The following is a 24,830-nucleotide window of genomic DNA, read 5'->3' on the forward strand; positions in this document are numbered from 1 at the left end:
ATGACCCATTCATTACACACGCTACGCATCACCTGCCTGTTACTGTTTATGGGGCTCGGTGGCTGTGCGTCCTGGCAAACCGACGAAGCATCCGAGCCGCAGGTACACCTGGTCAAGGTCGAGGTGGTGCGAGCCCGGCTGCTGGAACAGCGGTTCATGCTGCATTTGCGAGTCGACAACCCTGGCGACAGCGACCTGACCGTGCGCGGCCTGACCTACCGGATCCATCTGGGCGACCTGTTGTTGACCGAAGGTGAGCATGAGCACTGGTTCACCGTCCCTCCCGGGCAAAGTGGCTATTTCAAGATACCGATCCGCACCAACCTGTGGCCGCAGGTGCGGGAAGTGGTGAAACTGCTGGAGAAACCCCGCCAGCAGATCCCCTATCGTCTGGAAGGTGAGCTGGAAACCGGATTATTCATCGCCCACTACGTGCACCTGAAACGCAATGGCGTGATAATCGCCGCCGATTTTATTGCGGAGTAACCCCGATGACCCAGCAACCCCACGTTCACGGCCCTGATTGCAACCACGATCACGACCATCACCACGATCATGACCACGGCCACGTCCACGGTCCGAACTGCGGCCACGCCCATCAGGAGCCGGTGCGCAACGCCTTGAAGGATGTCGGCCGCAACGACCCTTGCCCCTGCGGCAACGGCAAGAAATTCAAGAAGTGCCACGGGGCTTGATGGCTGCGGCGGAGCGTGTCTTCGCCGGTTGAATCGTCATCGCGAGCAGGCTCGCTCCTACAGGAATCAGGACAGGCGTCAGATGTGTGAACGCCGCAGATCCCCTGTGGGAGCGAGCCTGCTCGCGATGAGACCGACACAGCCTTGTCAGCCCGCCTCCAGAATCCGTTTCACACTGACCACCGTCGCATACTCGCCATGCAGGTTGCCCAGGGACATGGCGTGCACCTCATCGGCCGAACGGGCCCGGCCGAAATAGTCGGCCTTGTCGAAGGTGAAACAGGCGTCCTCGGCCACCCAGGTCTCGAAACCCAGGTTGCCTGCCGTACGCGCCGTGGACTCCACCGAGTTGTTCGTCGCCACGCCGACGATCACCAGTTGCCCGATCCCTGCCTGGCGCAAGTCAGCCTCCAGGTGAGTGGCGCAGAACGCGTCCGGCACGTCCTTGTGGATCAGCCACTCCCCTTCCTGCGGTTCGAACCGCTCCTGGACTTCCACTCCCTGCTGCCCTGGCCAGAACACCGAATCCGGCGAGCGGGACAGGTGATGGACATGGATCACCGTCCGCGCCGAATCTCGCCAGAAAGCCAGCAGTTCGAGCATGCGCAGCTCTGCCTCGGGGTTGTTGCGAGGACCGAGCCTGGGATGCAGGATGCCTTTCTGTTGATCGATGAGGATCAACGCTGCATTGTTCGCTAGCGCCATGTCTACTGCTCCATTCCGTTTTTCGCTTGCCCGACCATTGAATTTCCCCCACTGGAACATCACCTCCTTCCACAGGCAAGCCTTCGGGCAAAAGAGGACAACTTCCTGCCGTCGTTTGTTGTCCATCCATCACGCTGTCTTATCTGGAGCCTTCCATGATCGACTTGTATTACTGGACCACCCCCAACGGCCATAAAATCTCGCTGTTCCTCGAAGAGGCCGGCCTGCCCTACAAGGTACATCCGGTCAACATCGGCCAGGGCGAGCAATTCAAGCCGGACTTCCTGAAGATCGCCCCCAACAACCGCATCCCGGCCATTGTCGACCTGGAGCCCGCCGACGGTGGCGAACCGATCTCGCTGTTCGAGTCGGGCGCGATCCTGCTGTACCTGGCGGAAAAAACCGGTCGCTTCATTCCACAGGACCTGCGCGGACGGCAGGAAGTCCTGCAATGGCTGTTCTGGCAGATGGGCGGCCTGGGGCCGATGGCCGGGCAGAACCATCACTTCAGCCGGTTCGCTCCGGAAAAGATTCCCTACGCGATCAAGCGCTACGTCGATGAAACCGCCCGCCTGTATGGCGTGCTGGATCGACGCCTGGCGGACCGCGATTTTGTGGCAGGTAGCGAGTACAGCATCGCCGACATGGCGATCTACCCCTGGACGGTCTCCCATCAATGGCAGAGCCAGCGGCTGGAGGATTTCCCGAACCTGCAGCGTTGGTTCAATCGCATCAAGGAGCGCCCGGCCACGGTAAGGGCCTATGCGCTGGTGGATAAGATCAATCCACCGAAGCCCTGAGCAACCTGTGGCAAGGGGGATTTATCTGTGGCGAGGGGATTTATCCCCGCTGGGCTGCGAAGCGGCCCCCTCCAGACTCAGGCTGGTACACCGAGTTGCTGGGGTTGGGGCCGCTGTGCGCCCCAGCGGGGATAAATCCCCTCGCCACAGAAAACCAGGCGTACCGCCGAGTACGGAGTTTCATCGCCAAATCAACAAATAACCCCCGCCCCCGCTTGCGCGGCCCTCTCCTGCTCACTAACGTAGCGCCTTTATTTGCCGCCCCCCCTCCCGCAGGAGCTTTGTCATGGCCTCGCCAGCCTCTAATTTCTTCTTTCCCCGGTTCGGCGTTGCCGCCGCCGTGGCCAGCGTGCTCGGCTTGAGCGGTTGCCAGGCCTGGAATACCCAGGACACTGTCCCTCCGACTTCCGGCGTGCAACCACTCAAGGGGCTGGCGCAGAACGTCTCGGTTCGGCGCAATGCCATGGGCATGCCGCTGATCGAAAGCAGCAGCTTCCATGATGCGTTGTTCGCCCTCGGCTACGTCCACGCCAGCGACCGCATCACCCAGATGGTGACCATGCGCCTGCTGGCCCAGGGTCGGCTGGCGGAAATGTCCGGGGCCGAACGGCTGGACGTCGACCGCTACATGCGTGCGGTCAATCTGAAGAAAAGTGCCGACGAGTTGTACAAGGCCTCTTCGCCGCGGCTCAAGCGCTTCTTCGAAGTCTATGCCCGCGGCGTCAACGCCTACCTGTTCCGCTACCGCGACAAACTGCCGTCGGACCTGGCCGCCACCGGTTACAAGCCCGAATACTGGAAACCGGAAGATTCGGCGCTGATGTTCTGCCTGCTGAACTTCAGCCAGTCGGCCAACCTGCCAGAAGAAATCGCGGCCCTGGTCATGGCCCAGACGGTCAGCCAGGACAAACTGGCCTGGCTGAACCCGTCCTACCCGGACGAACCCCTGCCCCAAGGCGAAGCCGACAAGTTCCAGGGTGTCCGGCTCAACGGCCAGATCCCAGGCCTGAACGAAATCAATAACGCCACCCGCCAGTTGACCGAACTGAACCTGCTGGGCGCCACGTCTTCGAACAGTTGGGCCATGGCGCCGCAACGCAGCCGCAACGGCAAGAGCCTGCTGGCGAGCGACAGTCATGGACCGCTGAGCGTGCCGTCGCTGTGGAGTGTGGTGCAGATCCGCGCGCCCAAGTATCAGGCCGCCGGGGTCTCCGTGGCTGGCATTCCCCTGATTCTGGCGGGCTACAACGGTGACGTGGCCTGGAGCATGACCAACGTGCAGGGGGACAACCAGGACCTGTTCCTGGAGAAAATCCGACGCCAGGGCAACGGCTTGTCCTACGAGGTCAACGGCAAATGGCAGCCAGCGACGGTGCGCAACGAAACCTACTTCATCAAAGGTCAGCGGTCGATTCGCGAAGCCGTGTACGAAACCCGTCATGGCCCACTGCTCAACAGCGTCCAGGGGCCGGCCATGGCCAATGGCTTCGGCCTGGCCTTGCAGACGCCGGGCTTCACCGACGACAAAACCCTGGACGCGTTCTTCGACCTGTCCCGGGCACAGAACGCCGAAAAAGCCTCCGACGCCAGCCGTGAAATCCGGGCCATGGCGGTGAACCTGGTGTTTGCCGACGCCAACCACATCGGCTGGCAAGTCACCGGGCGCTATCCGAACCGCCGCGAAGGCGAAGGCCTGTTGCCATCGCCGGGCTGGGACGGTCGCTACGACTGGGAGGGCTACGCCGATCCGATGGCGCACCCCTACGATCAGGATCCGAGCCAGGGCTGGCTGGGTAACGCCAACCAGCGGGTCATTCCCCACGGCTATGGCATGCAGTTGTCCAACTCCTGGGCCGCGCCGGAACGTGGCGAGCGCCTGGCCGAACTGGCCGGCGCCAGCAAGCACGACATCCGCAGCCTGACCGCCATGCAATACGACCAGGTCACGACATTCGCGGCCAAACTCAAGAAAGTCTTTGAAGCCCCTGGCATGGCCCAGCCCCTCAAACAGGCCATCGAAGCCCTGCCAGTGGCTGACCGGGCCAAGGCCCGCGAAGCCTATACCCGCCTGATGGCGTTCGATGGCCGGCTCAACCCGACCTCCGCCGACGCGGCCATTTATGAACTGTTCCTGCAAGAAAGCATGAAGCAGATCTTCCTCGACGAACTGGGCCCGGAAAGCAGCCCGGCGTGGAAAGCGCTGGTTGCCAACGGCCAACGGTCCTATTCGGCCCAGGCCGATCACTTGCTGGGACGCGAAGACAGCCCGTTCTGGGACGACGTGCGTACACCGCAGAAAGAAGACAAGGCCGTTATCCTCGCCCGCAGCCTGGCGGCGACCATCAGTGCCGGTGACAGCCAATTGGGCGGCGACCACAAGGCCTGGCAGTGGGGCAAATTGCACAGCTACGCGTGGAAGAACGGCAGCGGCCAGGTCGTACGCGGCCCGCTCTCGGCCGGCGGCGATGCCACCTCGCTCAACGTCGCGGCATTCGCCTGGGGCCAGGACTTCAACGCCACCCAGGCACCGGACATGCGCTTTATCGTCGACTTCGGCCAACCCGAACCGTTGATGGTCCAGGGCGGTATTGGCCAGTCGGGCAACGCGGCCAGTCCCAACTACCTCATCGGCATCGATTCGTGGATCAAGGGGCAGTACCAGAACCTGCCGCTGCAACCGCAGAACTTTGACCGGGCGTATGGCAAGGCTCGGCTGACCCTGGTGCCGGGTAAGTAACTGCAATACTCCTCCCTGTGGCGAGGGGATTTATCCCCTCGCCACATTTGTCTATCTTGTCTCCTGATCTTGTCGTACCCAAACCCGATAGAACTTCTCTTCCCGCCATCGCCTCTACCTGACAAGCCCATCGCCCCGGTGATTGCATGGATCTTGTCATTGCCCGCCCCGAAGGCCTGTACTGCCCGCCCGGGGATTTCTACATTGACCCCTGGCGTCCGGTTGAGCGCTCGGTCATCACCCACGCCCACGGCGACCATGCCCGCGGCGGCAATCAACATTACCTGGCAGCCGCTCCCGGTGAAGGCATTCTGCGTTCGCGACTGGGCCAGGACATCAATCTGCACACCCTGTCCTACGGCGAACGCCTGCGACATCACGGCGTGACCTTGAGCTTTCACCCCGCCGGGCACGTGCTGGGGTCGGCCCAGGTACGGTTGGAACATGAAGGCGAGGTCTGGGTGGCATCCGGAGACTACAAAGTCGAACCCGACGGCACCTGCACGCCGTTCGAGCCAGTGAAGTGTCATACGTTCATCACCGAATCCACGTTCGGCCTGCCCATCTATCGCTGGCAGCCCCAGGCGCAGGTATTCGACGAAATCAATCAGTGGTGGCGCGCGAACATCGCCGCCCACCGGGCCAGCGTGCTGTTCTGCTATTCCTTCGGCAAGGCCCAGCGGATTCTCCATGGCATCGACGCCAGCCTGGGCCCCATCCTCGCCCATGGGGCGGTGGAGCCGTTGAACCGGGTCTACCGCGAGGCCGGGATTCATTTGCCGCCGACGATTTACGCCGGTGACATCCAGAAGAACGACCCGATCATGGGCCAGGCCCTGGTCATCGCCCCGCCGTCGGCCGGTGGCAGCAGCTGGATGCGCCGTTTCGGCGACTACAGCGATGCCTTCGCCAGCGGCTGGATGCGCCTGCGGGGCACCCGACGGCGGCGCGGCGTGGATCGGGGCTTCGTGCTTTCCGATCACGCCGACTGGCCCGGCCTGCTCTGGGCCATCGAACAGACCGGCGCCGAGCGGGTGATGGTCACGCACGGGTCGGTGAGCGTGCTGGTGCGGCATTTGTGCGAACTCGGCCTGGATGCACAGGGTTTCAGCACTGAATACGGCGACGATGAAGAAGACGTCTCCCCTGCCACCGGCGAGGGCGCAGCATGAAAGCCTTCGCCGAGCTCTACGCCGATCTGGACGCCACCACCTCCAGCAATGCCAAGCTGGCCGCCATGCAACGCTACTTCACCCAGGCTCCGCCCCAGGATGCAGCATGGGCCGTGTACTTCCTGTCCGGTGGCCGCCCACGACAACTGGTACCGGTGAAAATCCTCCGGGACCTGGCCGTACAGGTCTCCGGGTTGTCGCCCTGGCTATTCGAAGAAAGTTATCAGGCCGTGGGTGACCTGGCCGAAACCATTTCCCTGGTGTTACCGGAATCCCCCCATACCTCTACCGAAGGCCTGGCGCTTTGGATAGAAAAGAAGCTACTGCCGTTGCGCGGCGAGACGCCTGAAGTATTGGCGCTGCGACTGCCGAGCTTGTGGGCACAACTGGACCGCTCGAGCCTGATGCTCTGCATCAAGCTCATCACCGGCAGCTTCCGTGTCGGGGTGTCCAAGCTGCTGGTGACCCGGGCTCTCGCCGGGATGGCCGGGCTGGACAGCAAACGGGTCGCCCAGCGTCTGGTGGGTTACACCGACCTGTCCCATCGCCCGACGGCCGAGGGTTATCTCAAGCTGATCGCCGCCGAATCCAAGGACGAACATGCCCAACGCGGCGGTCAGCCGTACCCGTTTTTCCTGGCCCACGCCTTGTCCGCCCCGGCCGAACAGTTCGACGCGCTGCTGGGGCCGGCCAGTGATTGGCAAGTGGAATGGAAGTGGGATGGCATCCGCTCCCAGGTGATCAAGCGCGATGGCCATCTGTGGGTCTGGTCCCGGGGCGAAGAGCTGGTGACCGAGCGCTTCCCTGAATTGCACACCCTGGCATCGGTGCTGCCCGACGGCACAGTGATCGACGGCGAAATCGTGGTGTGGAAAACCTCGCAACCGGTGACCGAGGAGACCTTCGATGCCGATGCACCGCTGCAACCGGCCGTACAACCGTTCGCCCTGCTGCAACAGCGCATCGGCCGCAAGACCCTGAGCAAAAAAGTCCTCGAAGACGCGCCCGTGGTGGTGATGGCCTACGATCTGCTGGAATGGCAAGGAGAGGATTGGCGCAGCCGCCCCCAGGCCGAGCGCCGTGAGCAGTTGGAGGCCCTGATTGCGGATTCCCAAAGCCCGGTGCTGCTGCCGTCGCCAGTCGTCGCCGGCCAGGACTGGCTCGACCTCGCCCGCCAGCGCGAAGCGTCCCGCAGCCTCGGTGTTGAGGGCATGATGCTCAAGGCGCGCAACGCACTGTATGGCGTCGGCCGGACCAAGGACATGGGCGTGTGGTGGAAATGGAAAATCGACCCGTTCAGCGTCGACGCCGTGTTGATCTACGCCCAGCGCGGTCACGGCCGACGCGCCAGCCTGTACAGCGACTACACCTTCGCCGTTTGGGACAACCCACCGGGCAGCCGCGAGCGCAGTCTGGTGCCGTTCGCCAAAGCCTATTCGGGGCTGACCGATGAAGAAATGCGCCGGGTCGACAGCATTGTGCGCAAGACCACCGTGGAGAAGTTCGGCCCGGTCAACAGCGTTACGCCCACTCTGGTCTTCGAGTTGGGTTTCGAGGGCATTGCCTTGTCCAAACGCCACAAGAGCGGGATCGCGGTGCGGTTTCCGCGGATGCTGCGCTGGCGCCAGGACAAGACCGTTGACGAAGCCGATACTCTGGCAACGCTCCAGGATCTGCTGAAATAACCTCTCTGTAGCTGCACTATCAATTGTGGCGAGGGGATTTATCCCCGTTGGACTGCGCAGCAGCCCTAAAGGGTTGTACCCAATCAGCCTGATATTGCTATCCAGCTTTCGGGGGCTGCTGCGCAGCCCAGCGGGGATAAATCCCCTCGCCACAGAACATGCTCCTTGCCGACCCTGCGAAGCACCATCCCAGTGCACCTTTTGTTGTACGATCTCATCCGCGCACCAACGCGTTCCACTGCCTGTCGCCGAAGCTTTTTAAAACGCTCGTTCGGCACTGTGGTTCGGAAATTGCTACCTTTATGCCGTCTTACCGTTCTTATCTGCACCGGTAACAAAACTTCATGCGCCACAAGCGCTCATCATGGTTTTAGGGACTCGATAATGAAAAAAGCACTGCTGACCCTTTCTGCACTGGCATTGTGCATGGCCGCCGGCGCCGCCACGGCCAAGGAATACAAGGAACTGCGTTTTGGTGTCGACCCGTCCTATGCCCCATTTGAATCCAAGGCAGCCGATGGCAGCCTGGTAGGTTTCGATATCGACCTGGGCAATGCGATCTGCGAGGAACTGAAGGTCAAATGCAAGTGGGTCGAAAGCGATTTCGACGGCATGATCCCGGGCCTCAAGGCGAAGAAATTCGACGGCGTGATCTCGTCCATGACCGTGACCCCGGCCCGCGAGAAAGTCATCGACTTCTCCAGCGAACTGTTTTCCGGCCCAACGGCTTATGTGTTCAAGAAAGGCTCGGGCCTGAGCGCGGACGTCGCTTCGCTCAAAGGCAAGACCGTCGGCTATGAGCAAGGCACCATCCAGGAAGCCTACGCCAAGGCCGTGCTGGACAAGGCCGGCGTCAAGACCCAGGCCTATGCCAACCAGGACCAGGTCTATGCCGACCTGACCTCCGGCCGCCTTGATGCGGCAATCCAGGACATGCTGCAAGCCGAGCTGGGCTTCATGAAATCGCCAAAGGGCGCCGACTATGAAGTCAGCAAACCGGTGGACAGCGAACTGCTGCCGGCCAAGACGGCCATCGGTATCAACAAAGGTAACAAAGAGCTGAAGGCTCTTTTGGATAAAGGTATCAAAGCGTTACACGACGACGGCAAATACGCCGAAATCCAGAAAAAACACTTTGGCGATCTGAATCTGTACAGCGGCAAATAATGCGTGGCGCCCATCCGGTTACGGGTGGGCGCTTTTTGACTGCCAAAGGCCTCTTCCATGCTCGAACAACTCCTACAAAATCTGGGGCTCTCCGCCTTCAGCCTGCAGGGCTTTGGCCCGCTGCTGATGCAAGGCACCTGGATGACCATCAAACTGGCGGCCCTGTCGCTATTATTGAGCATCTTGCTCGGCCTGCTGGGCGCCAGCGCCAAGCTGTCTCCGGTCAAACTGCTGCGAATCCCCGCCCAGCTCTACACCACGCTGATTCGCGGCGTGCCGGACCTGGTGCTGATGCTGCTGATTTTCTACAGCCTGCAGACCTGGCTGACCTCTTTTACCGACTTCATGGAATGGGAATACATCGAGATCGACCCATTCGGCGCCGGGGTGATTACCCTGGGCTTCATCTATGGCGCGTACTTCACCGAGACCTTCCGCGGCGCGATCCTCGCGGTGCCAAGGGGCCAGGTCGAAGCCGCCACCGCGTATGGCCTCAAGCGTGGCCAGCGTTTCCGCTTCGTGGTGTTTCCGCAAATGATGCGCTTTGCCCTCCCGGGTATCGGCAATAACTGGATGGTGATGCTCAAGGCCACCGCGCTGGTGTCGATCATCGGCCTGGCCGATCTGGTCAAGGCGGCCCAGGATGCGGGCAAGAGCACCTATCAACTGTTCTACTTCCTGGTGCTGGCAGCGCTGATCTATCTGCTGATTACCAGCGCGTCCAACTTCATTCTGCGCAGGCTTGAACGCCGCTACGCCGCCGGAGCACGGGAGGCGGTGCGATGATCGAGCTTCTACAAGAGTACTGGCGGCCGTTCCTCTACAGTGACGGTGTCAACGTTACGGGTCTGGCGATGACCCTGTGGCTGCTCAGCGCCTCGCTGCTGATCGGCTTCCTGGTCTCGATCCCGCTATCCATCGCCCGGGTTTCGCCCAAGCGCTCCGTGCGCTGGCCGGTGCAGTTCTACACGTATCTGTTCCGCGGCACACCGCTCTATATCCAGCTGTTGATCTGCTACACCGGTATCTACAGCATCGCGGCGGTGCGCGCCCAACCCTTGCTCGACAGTTTCTTTCGCGATGCGATGAACTGCACGATCCTAGCCTTCGCCCTGAACACCTGCGCCTACACCACGGAAATCTTTGCCGGGGCGATCCGCAGCATGAACCACGGTGAAGTCGAAGCGGCCAAGGCCTATGGCCTGACCGGCTGGAAGCTGTATGCCTATGTGATCATGCCTTCGGCGCTGCGGCGCTCGCTGCCCTACTACAGCAACGAAGTGATCCTGATGCTGCACTCGACGACCGTGGCATTCACCGCTACCGTTCCAGACGTGCTGAAAGTGGCCCGGGATGCCAACTCGGCCACCTTCCTGACCTTCCAGTCGTTCGGGATCGCCGCGTTGATCTACCTGACCGTCACCTTCGCACTGGTAGGCCTCTTCCGCCTCGCCGAGCGCCGCTGGCTGGCCTTTCTCGGGCCGACTCATTAGTCCAGGACACACAAGCAAATGCGCCACCAGATCCATGACTTGCTGGCCCCGCTGCCGGGGACCGCACGCAAGATCCATAGCTTTCACTTCGGCCCGGAAAAAGCCGTCGGTAAAATCTACATCCAGTCGTCCCTGCATGCCGATGAACTACCCGGCATGCTGGTGGCCTGGCATCTCAAGCAACGCCTGGCGGAGCTCGAGGCGTCCGGCCACCTGCGACACGAAATCGTCCTGGTGCCCGTGGCCAACCCCATCGGCCTCGAACAAGTGCTGATGGACGTGCCGCTGGGTCGCTACGAATTGGAAAGCGGGCAAAACTTCAACCGTCGCTTTCTCGACCTGAGCGAGGAAGTCGGCAACGAGATCGAAGACCTGCTCACCCAGGATCCGCAGCACAACCTGATGCTGATCCGCACCAGCCTGCGCGATGCTCTCGCCCGGCAGACCGCTTCCACGCAACTGCAATCCCAGCGCCTGGTCTTGCAACGGCTGGCCTGCGACGCCGACATGGTGCTGGACCTGCATTGCGATTTCGAAGCCGTGGCGCACCTCTACACCACGCCGGAAGCCTGGCCCCAGGTCGAGCCGCTGGCCCGCTACATCGGCGCCGAGGCCAGCCTGTTGGCCACCGACTCGGGCGGCCAGTCGTTCGATGAATGCTTCACCCTGCTCTGGTGGCAGCTCAAGGAGCGCTTCGGCGAGCGCTTCGAGATTCCCCTGGGCAGTTTTTCCGTCACCGTCGAATTGCGCGGCCAGGGCGACGTCAACCATGGGTTGGCGAGTCTCGACTGCCAGGCCCTGATCGAATACCTGATCCATTACGGCGCCATCGACGGCGAAGCGGTGCCCCTGCCCGAGCTGCCTTATCCGGCCACGCCGCTGGCCGGCGTCGAACCGGTGGCGACCCCCGTGGGCGGGCTGCTGGTCTACGCCGCCTTGCCGGGCGAATACCTGGAGGCCGGTCAATTGGTGGCGGAAATCATCGACCCGGTCAACGACACCGTCACCTCCGTTCACTGCTGCAATGCCGGGCTGATGTACGCCCGCTCGTTGCGTCGCATGGCCACCGCCGGCATGGTCATCGCCCACGTCGCCGGCGCCGAAGCCTATCGCAGCGGCTACCTACTTTCGCCTTGAGGATGCCTGTTCCATGTACAAACTGACCATCGAAGGCCTGCATAAAAGCTACGGCGAACATCAGGTGCTCAAGGGCGTTTCGCTCAAGGCCAAGACTGGCGACGTCATCAGCCTGATCGGCGCCAGTGGCTCGGGCAAGAGTACCTTCCTGCGCTGCATCAACTTCCTGGAACAACCCAACGACGGCGCCATGAGCCTGGACGGCCAGTCGGTCCAGATGATCAAGGACCGCCACGGTATGCACGTGGCCGACGCCGATGAACTGCAACGCATCCGCACGCGCCTGGCCATGGTGTTCCAGCACTTCAACCTGTGGAGCCACATGACCGTGCTGGAAAACATCACCATGGCGCCTCGCCGGGTGCTGGGCATCAGCAAGCAGGAAGCCGATGAACGTGCCCGCCGCTACCTCGACAAGGTCGGCCTAGCGCCGCGCGTGGCCGAACAGTACCCGGCGTTCCTGTCCGGCGGCCAGCAGCAACGCGTGGCCATCGCCCGGGCCCTGGCGATGGAGCCGGAGGTGATGCTGTTCGACGAACCGACCTCGGCCCTGGACCCGGAACTGGTAGGGGAAGTGTTGAAGGTGATCCAGGGGCTGGCCGAAGAAGGCCGGACCATGATCATGGTGACCCACGAAATGAGCTTCGCTCGCAAAGTCTCGAACCAGGTGCTCTTCCTGCACCAGGGCCGGGTGGAGGAAGAAGGCGCGCCGGAAGACGTGCTGGGCAACCCGAAGAGCGAGCGGCTGAAGCAGTTCCTCAGTGGCAACCTGAAATAGAACCCTATACCAGAACAGGGTGAAAAACGTGTGGCGAGGGGATTTATCCCCGCTGGGCCGCAAAGCGGCCCCAGATAGCCTGAAGACAATCTCCCTGACAAACCGAGGTGCCAGGCTGAGGGGCCGCTTCGCGGCCCAGCGGGGATAAATCCCCTCGCCACAGGGTTTTGCAGGGCAATCTGCGGTAACTCCATCCGCCTATTTAAACCTTTCCCCCGCCGCCGTGGTCCTTGAAAGAAGACTTCCAGGGCGCACGCGGCAGGCATGGCGACATCCAACAACTTCGCAAACCAATGGTTCAGCGCCCGCGGCTGGAAGCCGTTCGCCTTTCAGAAACAGGTGTGGGCCGCGGTCAAGCGTGGGGAGTCCGGGCTGCTGCACGCCAACACCGGAGCCGGCAAGACCTACGCAGTGTGGTTTGCTGTCCTCAACCGTTTCGCCCGCACCACCCCGCCCTCGGATAAACCGCGCAAACGCACACCTGTAGCCGAACCGCTGACCGTCCTGTGGATCACGCCGATGCGTGCACTGGCCGCCGACACAGGCAAAGCCCTAGAAGCACCGCTGGCGGAACTGCTGATTCCCTGGAGTGTTGGCCTGCGCACCGGCGATACCAGCGCCAGCGAACGGGCCCGCCAGGGGCGACGCCTGCCCACGGCACTGATCACCACGCCCGAAAGCCTGACCTTGATGCTCGCCCGGACCGATGCGCAAACGGCGGCGGCAACGCTGCGCATGGTCGTGGTGGACGAATGGCATGAACTGTTGGGCAACAAGCGAGGCGTGCAATTGCAACTGGCGCTGGCGCGGCTGCGGCACTGGCATCCCGAGCTCATCGTCTGGGGCGTGTCCGCCACCTTGGGGAATCAGGCCCACGCCGAGCAGGTGCTGATCCCTCAGGGCAACGGGATCAGCATTCAGGGGGCCAATGACAAAACGCTGCGGGTCGATACGCTGCTGCCTCCCGCCCTCGAACGTTTTCCGTGGGCCGGGCACATCGGCCTGAAAATGCTGCCCCAGGTCATCGCACAAATCGACGCCAGCAGCAGTTGCCTGGTCTTTACCAACACCCGTGCGCAATCCGAAATCTGGTATCAGGCACTCCTTGAGGCACGCCCGGACTGGGCCGGGCTGATCGCGCTGCACCACAGCTCGCTGTCCCGCGATACCCGGGACTGGGTCGAACGTGCGCTCAAGGACGGTCAACTCAAAGCGGTGGTGTGCACCTCCAGCCTGGACCTGGGCGTGGATTTCCTGCCCGTCGAGCGGGTGTTGCAGATCGGCTCGGCCAAGGGCGTGGCGCGACTGATGCAACGTGCCGGGCGCTCCGGTCACGCGCCGGGGCGAACCTCGCGGATCACCCTGGTGCCGACCCACAGCCTTGAACTGATCGAAGCCGCCGCGGCTCAGGATGCCGTGGCCCAGCGGCGCATCGAACCTCGCGAATCGCCCCACAGGCCTTTGGATGTGTTGGTGCAACATCTGGTCAGCATGGCCCTGGGCGGCGGCTTCGTACCCGATGAGCTGTACCGGGAAGTGCGCAGCGCCTGGGCCTACCGCGACCTGAACGAAGCGCAATGGGCCTGGGCCCTGGCCTTCGTGCGCCACGGCGGCCTGTCGTTGACCGCCTACCCCGATTACCGCCGGGTCGAGCCGGACGAGCACGGTATCTGGCGAGTCCCTGACGCGCGCCTGGCCCGGCGTCACCGCATGAGCATCGGCACCATCGTCAGCGATGCCAGCCTGCAGTTGAAGTTCTGGAGCAAGGGTGGGGGTGGCAAGACCTTGGGCAGCGTGGAGGAAGGCTTCATTGCCCGCCTGCGACCGGGGGACGGCTTCCTGTTCGCCGGACGATTGCTGGAACTGGTCCGGGTTGAGGAAATGACTGCCTACGTGCGTCGTAGCCAGGCGAAAAAAGCCGCCGTGCCGCGCTGGAACGGCGGGCGGATGCCGCTTTCCAACGAACTGGCCGCCGCCGTCGTGGCACGCCTGAGCGAGGCCGCCAAGGGGCGCTTCGAGGGCCCGGAGATGCAAGCCGTGCAGCCCTTGTTGCTGACCCAGCAGCGCTGGTCCGGCCTGCCCACGCAGACTTCATTGCTGGCCGAAGCGCTGAAATCCCGGGAAGGCTGGCACCTGTTCCTGTACCCGTTTGCCGGACGCCAGGTGCATCTGGGGCTGGCGAGCCTGCTGGCCTGGCGCGTCAGCCAGCAGGAACCGGTGACCTTTTCCATTGCGGTCAACGACTACGGCCTCGAACTGCTCAGTGCCACGGCACTGGATTGGTCGCACTACCTGAATCCCACGCTCTTGAGCACCGACAACCTGCTGGCCGATGTGCTCGCCAGCCTGAACGCCGGCGAGTTGGCCCTTCGACGCTTTCGCGAAATCGCCCGGATCGCCGGCCTGGTATTCGCCGGCTACCCCGGCGCACCGAAAAGCACTCGACAGGTCCAGGCCTCCAGCGGGTTGTTCTTTCAAGTGTTCAAGCAATACGACGCCGACAACCTGTTGCTGGCCCAGGCCGGGGAAGAAGTCTTGCGTGAAGAACTGGATATACGTCGCCTGGAGCAGACCTTGGAACGCCTCAATACCTTGCAGTTGGACCTGCACATCATCAAGCGCCCCACCCCACTGGGTTTCCCGTTGCTGGTGGAGCGGTTCAGGGAAAGCCTGAGTTCGGAGAAGCTTGCCGATCGCATCAGGCGAATGGTCAGCGAACTGGAAAAAACCGCCGATCGGGGTGACGCCTGATGCCCGCGCCTTATCCTGTCAATCTGGCCGGCGAAGAGCTCTGGTTGCTGCCGGAAAAAGCCCTCTACTGGCCCGCCCAGGAGACCCTGATGGTGGCAGATGTGCATTTCGGCAAGGCCGCCGCCTATCGCAGTCTCGGCCAACCGGTTCCCCACGGCACCACCGCCAGCAACATCGCGATCCTGGATGGATTACTGGCGAACCTGCCGTGCCGACAGCTGATTTTCCTCGGCGACTTTCTCCACGGTCCCGGCTCCAACGCGCCAGGCACCTTGAAGGCCCTTTCCGATTGGCGTGCCAGGCATCCGCACCTGGCCATGACGCTGATTCGCGGCAACCACGACAAACGCGCCGGCGACCCGCCGCCCTCGCTGAACATCCGCGTCGTACCAGCCCCCCTGTTGCTGGGCCCCTTCGCCGTGCAACACGAACCCGACCCGCACCCGAGCCGCCACGTGCTGGCCGGTCACGTACACCCGGTGTATCACCTGAGCGGCAAGGGTCGGCAGCGCTTGCGCCTGGCGTGCTTCCGGCTAGGCAGCGACATCAGTCTGCTGCCGGCCTTCGGCGCCTTCACAGGCGGTTATCGGGTCGAGCAGGACAACGACTGCAGGATTTTTGTCATTGGCGATAACGAAATATGGCCCGTCAACTGAAAGATCGCTGGCGGGCCATGCTGTCATCAAGCGACAGGCGCAGGAGGCGGCTCGTCCGGCAGGGTCGGCTCACCCGGCTCGGTAGGTTGTTCATTGGGGGTGTCGGGATCGGGCTGGCCAGGAATGCCACCTGCCGCTTCGGCAGGGTGGGCCAGCAGGGACCAGGCCATGACGCCGATCTGATTGGGCTCAAGCCTTGCCAGTTCGGCACTGATTCGCGGATCGATCTTCATAGAGCAACTCCTGAGCGAAGCCCGCTGCGCTGACGAAAAAACGGGCAGTACACGCAATAGAGTGTCTGCCCGTTCAGGAATTCCCACTGTTCGTCAGAATCAGGTGCGTGGGAGTGTCACACCACGCTGGCCCTGGTATTTGCCACCCCGATCCTTGTAGGACACTTCGCATTCTTCATCGGATTCGAGGAACAGCATCTGTGCCACACCTTCGTTGGCGTAGATTTTCGCCGGCAGGGTCGTGGTGTTCGAGAACTCCAGGGTCACGTGGCCTTCCCACTCCGGTTCCAGCGGCGTGACGTTGACGATGATGCCGCAACGGGCATAAGTGCTCTTGCCCAGGCAGATGGTCAGTACATTGCGCGGGATGCGGAAATACTCGACGGTGCGGGCCAGGGCGAAGGAGTTCGGCGGAATGATGCAGACGTCGCTCTTGATGTCGACGAAGCTCTTCTCATCGAAGTTCTTCGGGTCGACGGTAGCCGAATTGATGTTGGTGAACACCTTGAATTCATCGGCGCAACGCACGTCGTAGCCGTAGCTGGAGACGCCGAAGGAAATCAGTCGGTCGGCGCCTTCACCGCGCATCTGGCGCTCTACGAAGGGCTCGATCATGCCGTGCTCTTGCGCCATGCGGCGAATCCACTTGTCCGATTTGATGCTCATGGCGGTGTCCTGAATAGCGAGGGTGGAGAAAACTGTCCGGCATCTTACCGGGGCGAGGGGCAGGGTTCAAAGCGTGGGAAGCAATTCTCGCCGATCCGTCGTGTTTTCCCGAGCCTGGACGCCGTCAGTCACCAAAATCGAGAAACCTTCGCAAAGACCATTGGCACGTTTCGGAAAAAGGGTTAAGGTGGCGTCACTGTGCTGCTTGTGTCACTGAGAATCTCTACACGATATGTTGAATTTCGATCCAACCATCTACAAGAATTTTTCCTGCTCTTTGCACTCAGTCTTGGCCAGGGTTCTTCCTGAGTCGCAGTTATCTTTGTTCAAGGAGTTACACCATGTCTAATCGCCAAACCGGTACCGTTAAGTGGTTCAATGATGAAAAAGGCTTCGGCTTCATCACCCCACAATCCGGTGACGATCTGTTCGTACACTTCAAAGCTATCCAATCCGACGGCTTCAAAAGCCTGAAAGAAGGCCAACAGGTTTCTTTCGTCGCTACCCGCGGTCAGAAAGGCATGCAAGCTGAAGAAGTAACAGTTATCTAACTGTTCCTGCTTTAGTAAAGAGCCCCGCCCTCAAAAGCGGGGCTTTTTTGTGCCTGCCAGTTTTTGCCGGCACAAAAAACTGTGGGAGCGAGCCTGCTCCGGGCGGCGATCCGACGATAGCGGTAGACCAGCAACAATACTGTTGACTGATACACCGTTATCGTCGGATCGCCGCCCGGAGCAGGCTCGCTCCCACAGGGGCTATTTCTGCCTGGGCTTACCAGGTCACGCCAAACCCGGCGGTGTAGCGCGTTTTGCTCAAGTCGCTGTCCTCGGACCCTTCGATCACATCTTTCTCGGCCTTGAGGTTGAGCGAGGCCCAGTCGGTGACCTTGTAGCGCAAGCCCATCTCCGCGTCATAGGCGTACTCCGCAACGCCGGACAGCGGCTTGCCCACTTCGCCGTTGGTGAAGAACTCGACACGCTTGCCTACGAGGTAGCGGTTGTAGTCCCACTTCATGGCGACGGAATAGAAGTTGTCCTTGCCCCCGTCCTGGTACTCGTAATCGGTGCGGTTCAACAGCGAACCCAGCGAGAACGCGCCCAATTCGTCATCCCAGAACTGGTAGCCCGGACCGGTACCCACCACTCGCTGGCGGGCCAGGTCTTCGACCTTGTCACGCTTGTAGTTCAGGCGCCCCTGCCAGAACCATTTGTCCGTCAGGAAGCGGTCGAGGGAATATTCCAGTTTCCAGTTGTCGGTGGAGACCACGTCGTCCTGGAATTCGCGGTTGTATTCGCCCTCGGCGGTGTGCCGCCAGCGACCGTGGCGGGCTGTCGTCTTGAAATCGATGTCGTAGTCGTCGACATCTTTTTCCGCCCGCTGGTAATCCATTGCGGCATCGACATTGCCTTTCCACACTAGATCCTCGACCACCGGCTTGGGCTTGAGGATCTGCTGGATACTGGCCAACTCGACGGTCTTGGGCGCGTCACCGTTGGCCAGGGTCACCTTGCCGTCCTCGGCGGCGTGCAGGGCCTTGGCTTTCTCGCCGGTGTAGGCGTCCTGCTTGACCAGTAACTGCTGGTCACTTTCAAGGGTCTTGACCTGTTTCCAGTCAATGGGAACGGCGCCGGCATAATCGGTCTGGATCAGCAATTTGCCGCCATCGAAAACGGTGATCTTGCCGCTGAGTTTGTCACCGTTCTTCAACCAGACGGTATCGGCAAGCAAGGGCGTGGAGGCACTGGCAACAGCCAGGCATAGCAGGGTTCTGGACAACATAAGCGTATAAAGAGCTCAGGTTTGCGGTGAAAAGGCGGCATTATCCCCCAGGACGACACCTCAGCAAGGACTGACCCAAGGATGGGGGATGAGTTCATTTCTCAATCCGCTCTGCCAGAATAAACCTACGAACGGACATGTACTTTTCCTAGGAACCCTCCCCGTGACCGATATCCCAGTGGACCCCGAAGACGCCGCGCAGGTACGCCGCACCACGCTTTATCTGACCCTTGCGCAAGTGCCGCCCGGCAAAGTCGTCACCTATGGCCAGCTCGCCGAGATGGCCGGCCTGGGTCGGGCGGCACGCTGGGTGGGCCGCACCCTCAGCCAACTGCCCAACGACACCAGCCTGCCCTGGCATCGGGTATTGGGTGCCGGTGGTCGGATCAGCCTGCCGGCAGGCAGCGCCTCAGGGGACGAACAGCGCGCACGCCTGCGGATGGAAGGGGTCAGTATCCTGAATAATCGTGTTGATATTCGATGCCATGGCTGGCGCCCGGTAGAGCACAGCGGTTAGAGTGCGCGCTTTGTTTTCGCAATTTTTGAGGCAGACTCCAGCCCATGCCCCGTAAAACCTGGCGCGCCGCCCTCGCCGCCTATGCCAGTCCTTCGACGCTCGTGCTGTTGCTGCTTGGCTTCGCTGCCGGCTTGCCCTACATGCTGGTGTTTTCCACGCTTTCGGTCTGGTTGCGCGAGGCCGGCGTGGCGCGTGAAACCATCGGCTACGCGAGCCTGATCGGCCTGGCCTATGCCTTTAAATGGGTCTGGTCGCCGTTGCTCGACCAATGGCGCCTGCCGGTGCTCGGCAAACTCGGGCGTCGCCGCTCATGGCTGGTGCTTTCCCAAGGCCTGGTGATCCTGGGCCTGATCGGCATGGGCTTCTGCGATCCGCAGAAACATCTCTCATGGTTGATAGCCATTGCCGTGCTCGTGGCGTTCGCTTCGGCCACCCAGGACATCGCGGTCGATGCCTATCGCCTGGAAATCGTCGATGACACCCGCCAGGCCGCCCTCGCCGCCAGCTACATGTCCGGCTACCGGGTCGCCGCACTGCTGGCGACCGCCGGCGCATTGTTCTTCGCCGAGGGTTTCGGCTCCACCGGCTTCAGCTACAAGCACTCGGCCTGGGCCGGTACGTATCTGCTGTTCGGCGTATTGATGGTTCCGGCCTTGCTCACCTCGCTGTTCATGCGCGAGCCACCGGTGCCGCTGCGTACGCAATTGCAGGCCGGGCGCTACACGTTCGTTCACCAACTGGCCTCGGTGTTCGTGCTGATCGTGCTGCTGGTGTCAGTCCCGGCGATGTGCACCCAGCTCTACAACACCGACTTTGCCAGCGTGCTGTTCGAAGGCGTCAGCCTGCTCGATCTGCTGCTCGAAGACCGCGCCTTCCTGCGGGCCATTCTCTATATCATCCTCACCGCCATGTGCCTGTCGACCATGGGGCGTCGCGGCCTGGCGCCGGTGCTCACGCCGGTCAATGACTTCATCCTGCGCTACCGCTGGCAGGCCTTGCTGCTGCTGGGGCTGATCGCCACGTACCGGATGTCCGACACGGTCATGGGCGTCATGGCCAACGTGTTCTACATCGACCAGGGCTTCACCAAGGACCAGATCGCCAGTGTCAGCAAGATTTTCGGGCTGATCATGACGCTCCTCGGCGCCGGCATGGGCGGGCTGTTGATCGTACGCTTCGGCATCCTGCCGATCCTCTTCATTGGCGGCGTGGCCTCGGCCGCCACCAACATCCTGTTCCTGATGCTCGCCGACATGGGCCCCAACCTGAAGATGCTGGTGCTCACCATCTCCCTGGACAACTTCAGCTCCGGCCTTGCCACCTCGGCATTCGTGGCGTACCTGTCGAGCCTGACCAACTTGAAGTTTTCCGCCACCCAATACGCCCTGCTCAGCTCGATCATGCTGCTGCTGCCACGCTTGATCGGTGGCTATTCCGGGGTGATGGTGGAGAAATTCGGTTATCACAATTTCTTCTTGATCACCGCCCTGCTCGGCGTCCCGACCCTGCTGCTGATCGCCCTGCATTGGTTCCAGGAGAACCGTCGCCAGGACTCACCCTCCGCCCCGGAACCGACCCCCACCCGGCCGGCGGAAGAGTCGTAGGAAACTTCAGCAAGCGCCGGCGAAACCGGCATTCGCACCTGGCGACCGGCCACGCGCCTGTACGCCAGGGCATCTCGCCCGTACAATGCTCCGTCACTTCTCGTCATCAGCAACCGACAACGGCCAACCATGCGCACCAGTCAATTTTTGCTCGCCACACAGAAAGAAACGCCTTCCGACGCCGTCGTGATCAGCCATCAGTTGATGCTGCGTGCCGGCATGATCCGCAAGCTCGCCTCGGGCCTGTACACCTGGCTGCCGATGGGCCTGCGGGTGATGCGCAAGGTGGAAGCCATCGTGCGTGAAGAGATGGACGCCGCCGGCGCCCTGGAAGTGCTGATGCCGGGCACCCAACCGGCCGAACTGTGGCAGGAATCGGGACGCTGGGAAGAATATGGCCCTGAGCTGCTGCGCCTCAAGGACCGTCACGGCCGTGACTTCTGCGCGGGCCCGACCCACGAGGAAGTGATCACCGACCTGATGCGCAACGAGTTGAGCAGCTACAAGCAGTTGCCGATCAACCTGTACCAGATCCAGACCAAATTCCGTGACGAGATCCGTCCACGCTTCGGCCTGATGCGCGGTCGTGAGTTCATCATGAAGGACGCTTACTCCTTCCACGCCGACCTGGCCTCGCTGCAAGTCACCTACGACCGCATGCACCAGGCGTACTGCAACGTGTTCACCCGCCTGGGCCTGAAGTTCCGTCCGGTCGAAGCCGACAACGGCTCCATCGGCGGTGCCGGCTCCCACGAGTTCCACGTACTGGCCGAGTCCGGCGAAGACGACATCGTCTTCAGCAGCGGCTCCGACTATGCCGCCAATATCGAGAAAGCCGAAGCCGTGCCACGGGAAACCTCCCGTCCTGCGCCGTCGGAAGAACTGCGCCTGGTGGACACCCCGAACGCCAAGACCATTGCCCAGCTCGTGGAGGGCTACAACCTGCCGATCGAGCGCACGATCAAGACCCTGATCGTCCACGCCGAAGAGGAAGGCAAGCTGATTGCACTGATCGTCCGCGGCGATCATGAGCTGAACGAAATCAAGGCCGCCAACCAGCCAGGCGTCGCCAGCCCGCTGGTCATGGCCACCGACACCGAACTGCGCGACGCCATCGGCGCAGGTGCGGGTTCCCTCGGCCCGCTGAACCTGCCGCTGCCGATCATCATCGACCGTTCGGTGGCCCTGATGAGCGACTTCGCCATCGGCGCCAACATCGACGACAAGCACTATTTCGGCGTGAACTGGGAACGCGACCTGCCGGTTCCGGCCATTGCCGACCTGCGCAACGTCGTGGCCGGCGACCCGAGCCCTGACGGCAAGGGCGTGCTTGAAATCAAGCGCGGCATCGAAGTCGGGCACATCTTCCAGCTGGGCAACAAGTACAGCAAGGCGATGAAGTGCGAAGTGCTGGGCGAGAACGGCAAGCCGGTCACCCTGGAAATGGGTTGCTATGGCATCGGCGTGTCCCGTGTGGTGGCAGCAGCCATCGAACAGAACAACGACGAGAAAGGGATCATCTGGAGCGACACCCTGGCGCCGTTCCAGATTGCCCTGGTGCCGTTGCGCTACGAGACCGACCTGGTTCGCGAAGCCACCGACAAGCTCTACGCCGAATTGACGGCCGCCGGCTTTGAAGTGCTGCTGGACGATCGCGACAAGAAAACCAGCCCCGGCATCAAGTTCGCGGACATGGAACTGATCGGCATCCCGCACCGGATCGTCGTCAGTGACCGTGGCCTGGCCGAAGGCAACCTGGAATACAAGAGCCGCACCGAGGCCGAGCCGCAAGCGCTGCCGGTTGGCGACGTGCTCTCCTTCCTCCAGGCCCGTATCCGCCGCTGACACCAGATAGAGACGTCATGTTCAAGCGAAACACCTTAGGCCTCGGTGGCGCCGCGCTCTGCGGCGCCCTGCTGGTCAGCGGCTGTGCCAACCAAATGTCGCAACGCAGCGAGCACGAAGAGCGGGTCGAGCGTAAGTTGCTCGACCATAGCCTGCAGATCGATGTGGGCGAACCCAAGGTGCTCGACCTGCCGCAGCGCCGGGTACGGATCCATGAGCAGAAGACCTTCGAAGTCACCGAATTCGAAGTCACGCGTCGCTACGATCGCTATACACCGTACCAACCCTGGCGGGAAATCTACGAGATCCCGCTGGGCGCGGTGGCGGTGGTAGCCGGCATCGGCGCGAACGTGGTCAATGTGTTTGCCCTCGGCAACCTGCCGGAGACGGTGACCCATGACTGGCTCAGCTACGGTGTCGCCGGGCTGAACCCGTTCATGAACGCCCCCTCCCATGGCCGCGCCCAACAGAACCTGGCGGGCATCGATGAAGTCCAGCGAGACAAACGCACGGAGCACTCGAGCCTGCCCTGGAGCGAACGCCCGGTCGAGGTCAAGGCCGGCCGGCAGACGTTCGAGCTGAGCACCGACCGCAATGGCGTGCTGCGCCTCAATCTGCTGGAAAGCCCATTTGCCGAGCAGGACCTGAGCCAATTCGGCAAGTTGCAGATCAGCGTGACAGACGCCCAGGACGAGGTGCACACCGACTCATCCCTGAGCATCAGTAGCACCTTGCGCAGCAAGCTGGTGGAAGCCCACGCCTTGATCTACGACGATCTGGAAGACGACGAGGTGAGCCAGTGGGTTCATCGGGTCAAGCGCCTCTCGGAGCTGGGCCTGGAAGAAGAAGCCAGCGAACTGGAACAAAGCCTGATCGAACTGACCCGCAACGATCCGGAATTGCAGGCCGAGTTCATGAAGGCACTGACCAAGAGCGGCGGACGGTTGGTGGCGGATCCGGGCGCTCACTGACACTCCTGTGGCGAGGGGATTTATCCCCTCCCCACAAAAAGCCTTCTGAGCAGCCCGCCAAGGCATCACCGCTCAAATAACTCCAACTGCTCGAACCCTCCGCGCAAATCCTCCAGCCGAACCCCGATCCCCAACAACCGCACCGGCTTCGCGCCGCGATTGAATGCTTGGGTCAACAGCGACTGGTAACTACCCAGGTCCCGCCCTGCCCCTGACTGTTCCAGGGTGGTCTGGGTGAAGTCGTGGAATTTCACTTTGACGAATGGCTTGCCGGGCCGATAGCTACTATCGATGCGCGCCATACGCCCGCTGAGGGTTTCCATCAGCTCCGGCAGTTTATCGAGGCAGCTCGCCAGATCGGGCAGGTCGACATCGTAGGTGTTTTCCACACTGATGGACTGACGTCGACTGTCGTTGTGCACCAGACGCTCATCGATCCCACGAGCCAGACCCCAGAGTCGCTCACCGAAACTGCCGAATTCGCGTACCAGCGCCAGCTTGTCCCACTGACGCAATTGCAGGCAATCGGCAATTCCAAGCCTGTTCAGCTTGTCGGCCGTCACCTTGCCGACACCGTGGAGCTTGCTGACCGGCAGGGCCGAGACGAAATCCTCGACCTGGTCCGGGGTGATGACGAATAGGCCGTTGGGTTTTTTCCAATCACTGGCAATTTTGGCCAAGAATTTGTTCGGGGCGACACCGGCGGACACTGTGATGTGCAACTGATTGGATACGCGCCGGCGAATGTCCTGGGCGATGCGAGTGGCGCTACCGCCGAAATGGGCGCTGGCGGAAACGTCCAGGTAGGCCTCATCCAGGGACAGCGGCTCGATCAGGTCCGTGTAATCACGGAAGATGCCCTGAATTTCCTTCGACGCCTCGCGATAGGCGTCCATCCTGGGCTTGACGATGATCAGGTCCGGGCAGAGTTTCAAGGCGTGCCCGGAGGACATGGCCGAGCGTACACCGTAGGCCCGTGCCTCGTAGTTGCAGGTCGCGATCACGCCCCGTCGATCCGCCGAACCACCGACCGCCATGGGTTTGCCGGCCAGCCGCGGATCATCACGCATCTCGATGGCGGCATAGAAGCAATCGCAGTCGACGTGGATGATTTTGCGTTGCGTCATAAAGAAGCAGGATACGGGGCGAGTCGGACCGCCAGTATCGCATCCGGAACTGTATATAGCACCAGTAGTTTGAAAGATCCGACGCTTAGCCTGGAAAAGGGCTACGTAAAATGTATTTCTTCAATCGCACCGAACCGCCCAATAGAGCCGCAGCCCTTGCCCCGCCTGCGTCACAGCACGGTCACAATGCTTTTTGAGTGGCTAAGCACTTGAAGCGGAACAGTTTTTTCTAACACAAGGGTTGACAGCCTGGCGATCCTCTGTAGAATGCCGCCTCACAGACGCGGGATGGAGCAGCCTGGTAGCTCGTCGGGC

The 24,830-nt window shown here is 61.8% G+C and carries 23 protein-coding genes; 18 read left to right on the plus strand and 5 right to left on the minus strand.

What is annotated here, in order from left to right; all coding sequences use genetic code 11:
- Both ACODTO_RS21335 and ACODTO_RS21340 read left to right on the plus strand, forming a co-directional pair.
- Positions 1-486: an LEA/WHy family protein gene (locus ACODTO_RS21335; protein WP_489107010.1), complete on the plus strand. Its 486-nt coding sequence runs from the start codon at positions 1-3 to the stop codon at positions 484-486.
- A gap of 5 nt (positions 487-491) precedes the next feature.
- Positions 492-695 carry an SEC-C metal-binding domain-containing protein gene (locus ACODTO_RS21340; RefSeq protein WP_003198420.1) on the plus strand — a complete coding sequence of 68 codons (204 nt, stop codon included), beginning with the start codon at positions 492-494 and terminating at the stop codon, positions 693-695.
- Positions 696-842: 147 nt separating this feature from the next.
- Here ACODTO_RS21340 and ACODTO_RS21345 read toward each other — a convergent pair whose 3' ends face one another.
- Entirely contained in the window at positions 843-1,400 is a 558-nt protein-coding gene (locus tag ACODTO_RS21345) for a cysteine hydrolase family protein (protein WP_489107011.1), read from the minus strand.
- Between the two features lie 155 nt (positions 1,401-1,555).
- Between ACODTO_RS21345 and ACODTO_RS21350 the strand changes: the two genes are divergently transcribed.
- The 11 genes from ACODTO_RS21350 (at position 1,556) to pdeM (ending at position 15,776) form a co-directional block, all read left to right on the plus strand.
- Positions 1,556-2,200 (plus strand): glutathione binding-like protein, encoded by a 645-nt coding sequence (locus tag ACODTO_RS21350; RefSeq protein ID WP_139647493.1) that lies wholly within the window; start codon positions 1,556-1,558, stop codon positions 2,198-2,200.
- A gap of 286 nt (positions 2,201-2,486) precedes the next feature.
- Positions 2,487-4,937 carry a penicillin acylase family protein gene (locus ACODTO_RS21355; protein ID WP_489107012.1) on the plus strand — a complete coding sequence of 817 codons (2,451 nt, stop codon included), beginning with the start codon at positions 2,487-2,489 and terminating at the stop codon, positions 4,935-4,937.
- 146 nt (positions 4,938-5,083) lie between these two features.
- A complete protein-coding gene (locus ACODTO_RS21360) occupies positions 5,084-6,109 on the plus strand; it encodes a ligase-associated DNA damage response exonuclease (protein ID WP_139647489.1) in 1,026 nt (341 codons plus the stop codon).
- Positions 6,106-7,794, plus strand: a complete 1,689-nt coding sequence (locus ACODTO_RS21365; protein WP_489107013.1) for an ATP-dependent DNA ligase — start codon at positions 6,106-6,108, stop codon at positions 7,792-7,794. The genes ACODTO_RS21360 and ACODTO_RS21365 overlap by 4 nt, the downstream gene beginning before the upstream one ends.
- Before the next feature lie 384 nt (positions 7,795-8,178).
- Entirely contained in the window at positions 8,179-8,961 is a 783-nt protein-coding gene (locus ACODTO_RS21370) for a transporter substrate-binding domain-containing protein (RefSeq protein WP_139647485.1), read from the plus strand.
- A 57-nt stretch (positions 8,962-9,018) separates the two neighbouring features.
- Positions 9,019-9,747 (plus strand): ABC transporter permease, encoded by a 729-nt coding sequence (locus ACODTO_RS21375; protein WP_041022874.1) that lies wholly within the window; start codon positions 9,019-9,021, stop codon positions 9,745-9,747.
- Positions 9,744-10,454 carry an ABC transporter permease gene (locus ACODTO_RS21380; protein ID WP_024780118.1) on the plus strand — a complete coding sequence of 237 codons (711 nt, stop codon included), beginning with the start codon at positions 9,744-9,746 and terminating at the stop codon, positions 10,452-10,454. Before ACODTO_RS21375 ends, ACODTO_RS21380 begins: the two co-directional genes overlap by 4 nt.
- Before the next feature lie 18 nt (positions 10,455-10,472).
- Positions 10,473-11,591: a succinylglutamate desuccinylase/aspartoacylase family protein gene (locus ACODTO_RS21385; protein WP_175364213.1), complete on the plus strand. Its 1,119-nt coding sequence runs from the start codon at positions 10,473-10,475 to the stop codon at positions 11,589-11,591.
- Positions 11,592-11,604: 13 nt separating this feature from the next.
- Positions 11,605-12,369: an ABC transporter ATP-binding protein gene (locus tag ACODTO_RS21390; RefSeq protein ID WP_139647481.1), complete on the plus strand. Its 765-nt coding sequence runs from the start codon at positions 11,605-11,607 to the stop codon at positions 12,367-12,369.
- Positions 12,370-12,633: 264 nt separating this feature from the next.
- Complete coding sequence (locus ACODTO_RS21395; RefSeq protein ID WP_489107014.1) at positions 12,634-15,120, plus strand: ligase-associated DNA damage response DEXH box helicase; 2,487 nt, start codon at positions 12,634-12,636, stop codon at positions 15,118-15,120.
- Positions 15,120-15,776 (plus strand): ligase-associated DNA damage response endonuclease PdeM, encoded by a 657-nt coding sequence (gene pdeM / locus ACODTO_RS21400; protein WP_489107015.1) that lies wholly within the window; start codon positions 15,120-15,122, stop codon positions 15,774-15,776. Before ACODTO_RS21395 ends, pdeM begins: the two co-directional genes overlap by 1 nt.
- 26 nt (positions 15,777-15,802) lie before the next feature.
- Here the strand turns inward: pdeM and ACODTO_RS21405 are convergent, their stop codons facing one another.
- Both ACODTO_RS21405 and dcd read right to left on the minus strand, forming a co-directional pair.
- The gene (locus ACODTO_RS21405) at positions 15,803-16,009 is read right to left on the minus strand and encodes a hypothetical protein (RefSeq protein WP_041022879.1); all 207 of its coding nucleotides are present in this window, start codon (positions 16,007-16,009) and stop codon (positions 15,803-15,805) included.
- Between the two features lie 99 nt (positions 16,010-16,108).
- Entirely contained in the window at positions 16,109-16,675 is a 567-nt protein-coding gene (gene dcd, locus ACODTO_RS21410; RefSeq protein ID WP_017126297.1) for a dCTP deaminase, read from the minus strand.
- Positions 16,676-17,016: 341 nt separating this feature from the next.
- Here dcd and ACODTO_RS21415 point away from each other — a divergent pair, with 341 nt between their 5' ends.
- Positions 17,017-17,226 carry a cold-shock protein gene (locus ACODTO_RS21415; protein WP_024780123.1) on the plus strand — a complete coding sequence of 70 codons (210 nt, stop codon included), beginning with the start codon at positions 17,017-17,019 and terminating at the stop codon, positions 17,224-17,226.
- 217 nt (positions 17,227-17,443) lie between these two features.
- On the opposite strand, the gene ACODTO_RS21420 is transcribed toward ACODTO_RS21415, so the two are convergent.
- On the minus strand, positions 17,444-18,451 hold the full coding sequence (locus ACODTO_RS21420) for a DUF481 domain-containing protein (protein ID WP_041022880.1): 1,008 nt from the start codon (positions 18,449-18,451) through the stop codon (positions 17,444-17,446).
- Positions 18,452-18,614: 163 nt separating this feature from the next.
- Here ACODTO_RS21420 and ACODTO_RS21425 point away from each other — a divergent pair, with 163 nt between their 5' ends.
- From ACODTO_RS21425 to ACODTO_RS21440, 4 genes are all read left to right on the plus strand, one after another.
- Positions 18,615-18,968, plus strand: a complete 354-nt coding sequence (locus ACODTO_RS21425; protein ID WP_139647475.1) for an MGMT family protein — start codon at positions 18,615-18,617, stop codon at positions 18,966-18,968.
- A 44-nt stretch (positions 18,969-19,012) separates the two neighbouring features.
- A complete protein-coding gene (locus ACODTO_RS21430; RefSeq protein WP_139647474.1) occupies positions 19,013-20,572 on the plus strand; it encodes an AmpG family muropeptide MFS transporter in 1,560 nt (519 codons plus the stop codon).
- Positions 20,573-20,701: 129 nt separating this feature from the next.
- On the plus strand, positions 20,702-22,417 hold the full coding sequence (locus ACODTO_RS21435; RefSeq protein WP_139647472.1) for a proline--tRNA ligase: 1,716 nt from the start codon (positions 20,702-20,704) through the stop codon (positions 22,415-22,417).
- Between the two features lie 17 nt (positions 22,418-22,434).
- Positions 22,435-23,388 (plus strand): hypothetical protein, encoded by a 954-nt coding sequence (locus ACODTO_RS21440; protein ID WP_139647470.1) that lies wholly within the window; start codon positions 22,435-22,437, stop codon positions 23,386-23,388.
- Between the two features lie 65 nt (positions 23,389-23,453).
- Here ACODTO_RS21440 and dinB read toward each other — a convergent pair whose 3' ends face one another.
- Positions 23,454-24,515, minus strand: coding sequence for a DNA polymerase IV (dinB, locus tag ACODTO_RS21445; protein ID WP_139647468.1), 1,062 nt, complete (start codon positions 24,513-24,515; stop codon positions 23,454-23,456).
- Positions 24,516-24,830: the final 315 nt, after the last annotated feature.

The organism is Pseudomonas sp. FG13, assembly GCF_057809755.1.

Bases quoted from the DNA above. Each gene is read 5' to 3' on its own strand.
- ACODTO_RS21440 (WP_139647470.1), top strand. From the start codon at position 22,435: ATGTTCAAGCGAAACACCTTAGGCCTCGGTGGCGCCGCGCTCTGCGGC.
- ACODTO_RS21405 (WP_041022879.1), bottom strand. From the start codon at position 16,009: ATGAAGATCGATCCGCGAATCAGTGCCGAACTGGCAAGGCTTGAGCCC.
- pdeM (WP_489107015.1), top strand. From the start codon at position 15,120: ATGCCCGCGCCTTATCCTGTCAATCTGGCCGGCGAAGAGCTCTGGTTG.
- ACODTO_RS21360 (WP_139647489.1), top strand. From the start codon at position 5,084: ATGGATCTTGTCATTGCCCGCCCCGAAGGCCTGTACTGCCCGCCCGGG.
- ACODTO_RS21435 (WP_139647472.1), top strand. From the start codon at position 20,702: ATGCGCACCAGTCAATTTTTGCTCGCCACACAGAAAGAAACGCCTTCC.
- ACODTO_RS21420 (WP_041022880.1), bottom strand. From the start codon at position 18,451: ATGTTGTCCAGAACCCTGCTATGCCTGGCTGTTGCCAGTGCCTCCACG.
- ACODTO_RS21340 (WP_003198420.1), top strand. From the start codon at position 492: ATGACCCAGCAACCCCACGTTCACGGCCCTGATTGCAACCACGATCAC.
- dinB (WP_139647468.1), bottom strand. From the start codon at position 24,515: ATGACGCAACGCAAAATCATCCACGTCGACTGCGATTGCTTCTATGCC.
- dcd (WP_017126297.1), bottom strand. From the start codon at position 16,675: ATGAGCATCAAATCGGACAAGTGGATTCGCCGCATGGCGCAAGAGCAC.
- ACODTO_RS21385 (WP_175364213.1), top strand. From the start codon at position 10,473: ATGCGCCACCAGATCCATGACTTGCTGGCCCCGCTGCCGGGGACCGCA.
- ACODTO_RS21370 (WP_139647485.1), top strand. From the start codon at position 8,179: ATGAAAAAAGCACTGCTGACCCTTTCTGCACTGGCATTGTGCATGGCC.
- ACODTO_RS21365 (WP_489107013.1), top strand. From the start codon at position 6,106: ATGAAAGCCTTCGCCGAGCTCTACGCCGATCTGGACGCCACCACCTCC.
- ACODTO_RS21355 (WP_489107012.1), top strand. From the start codon at position 2,487: ATGGCCTCGCCAGCCTCTAATTTCTTCTTTCCCCGGTTCGGCGTTGCC.
- ACODTO_RS21335 (WP_489107010.1), top strand. From the start codon at position 1: ATGACCCATTCATTACACACGCTACGCATCACCTGCCTGTTACTGTTT.
- ACODTO_RS21415 (WP_024780123.1), top strand. From the start codon at position 17,017: ATGTCTAATCGCCAAACCGGTACCGTTAAGTGGTTCAATGATGAAAAA.
- ACODTO_RS21375 (WP_041022874.1), top strand. From the start codon at position 9,019: ATGCTCGAACAACTCCTACAAAATCTGGGGCTCTCCGCCTTCAGCCTG.
- ACODTO_RS21345 (WP_489107011.1), bottom strand. From the start codon at position 1,400: ATGGCGCTAGCGAACAATGCAGCGTTGATCCTCATCGATCAACAGAAA.
- ACODTO_RS21380 (WP_024780118.1), top strand. From the start codon at position 9,744: ATGATCGAGCTTCTACAAGAGTACTGGCGGCCGTTCCTCTACAGTGAC.
- ACODTO_RS21430 (WP_139647474.1), top strand. From the start codon at position 19,013: ATGCCCCGTAAAACCTGGCGCGCCGCCCTCGCCGCCTATGCCAGTCCT.
- ACODTO_RS21395 (WP_489107014.1), top strand. From the start codon at position 12,634: ATGGCGACATCCAACAACTTCGCAAACCAATGGTTCAGCGCCCGCGGC.
- ACODTO_RS21390 (WP_139647481.1), top strand. From the start codon at position 11,605: ATGTACAAACTGACCATCGAAGGCCTGCATAAAAGCTACGGCGAACAT.
- ACODTO_RS21350 (WP_139647493.1), top strand. From the start codon at position 1,556: ATGATCGACTTGTATTACTGGACCACCCCCAACGGCCATAAAATCTCG.